Below are 1313 nucleotides of genomic sequence, written 5' to 3' on the forward strand. Positions count from 1 at the left end.
CTGCAATTCGTGAAGCCTGTGTTCAGGACATTCTCAACGAAGCCAGACACTCTAATTTGGATCATTTAGAAAAAATGCGAAAAACCTCTTGACAACTTGCTTCCCGAGGGCACCGGCTACCGGGCGCGGACCCGCTTTGCGAAATTCTTCAACCTGCCGGAACTCATGACTATGTTCAAAGAGGTAGCGGACATTAAGACCAGTGACCAGCTCCATCTGCCGGTGCCGGAGGCGAAGTTTGAGACAGTGCTGGTCAAGCCATCCGAAATTCAAAAGGAAATGGTGCAGTCCCTTTCCGAGCGGGCGGGCAAGATCAACGCCGGGATGGTGGATGCTTCCGAGGACAATATGTTGTGTGTGACGAACGACGGCCGCAAGATTGGCCTCGACCAGCGCCTCATGAACCCTCTTTTGCCCGATGACCCAAACAGCAAGCTTAACGTTTGCGTCCGAAATGTCCTGCGCATTTGGGAAGAAGGCAAAGCGGATAGACTGACCCAGCTCTTGTTCTGTGATTTGTCCACTCCCAAGGGCGACGGGCAGTTCAACGTCTACGATGATGTGAAGAAAAAATTGCTGGCAGCGGGCGTGCCGGAAAGTGAGGTGGCCTTCATTCACACCGCCGACACCGAGGCCAAAAAGAAAGAACTGTTTTCCAAAGTGCGCACCGGACAGGTGCGCATTTTGCTTGGCAGTACGGCAAAAATGGGGGCGGGCACCAACGTGCAGGACCGTCTTGTTGCCGTTCATCATCTGGATGTGGGCTGGAAACCCTCTGACATGACCCAGCGCAACGGCCGCATCATCCGACAGGGCAACCGGAATAAGACGGTTCAGATCTACAACTACGTCACCGAGGGGACATTCGATGCGTACTTGTTTCAGACCCTTGAGAATAAACAGCGCTTCATCGGACAGATCATGACCTCGAAATCGCCGGTCCGTTCTTGTGAGGACGTGGACGAGCAGGTCCTCAGCTACGCCGAGGTCAAGGCGCTGTGCGCCGGCAATCCGCTCATCAAGGAAAAGATGAATCTGGATGTGGAGGTAGCAAAGCTGAAAGTTCTCAAAGCCGACCACCAGAGCCAGAAGTACCGGCTGGAGGATAAGCTGCTCAAAGAGTTTCCGGCCAGCATCCAGTGTCAGAAAACGGAGATCGCCGCCCTGCAACAGGATGCAAAAGTAGTTGAATCGAACCCCCAGGTGAAGGACGGTTTCTGCGGCATGACCGTGAAAGGGATGCACTTTGAGGACAAGCTGGCCGCAGGCGAGCGGCTGCTTCTGGCCTGCAAGGAAATGCCCACCGCCGAGAC

The 1313-nt window shown here is 54.5% G+C and carries 1 pseudogene; it reads left to right on the forward strand.

The window, feature by feature from the left end:
* Window positions 1-96: 96 nt before the first annotated feature.
* Window positions 97-1313 (forward strand): annotated as a pseudogene (locus tag B5G12_RS14160) (helicase-related protein); the annotation flags it as partial.

Origin of the sequence: Faecalibacterium sp. An58 (assembly GCF_002161515.1) — a bacterium.
Taxonomy (GTDB): Bacteria; Bacillota; Clostridia; order Oscillospirales; family Ruminococcaceae; genus Faecalibacterium; species Faecalibacterium avium.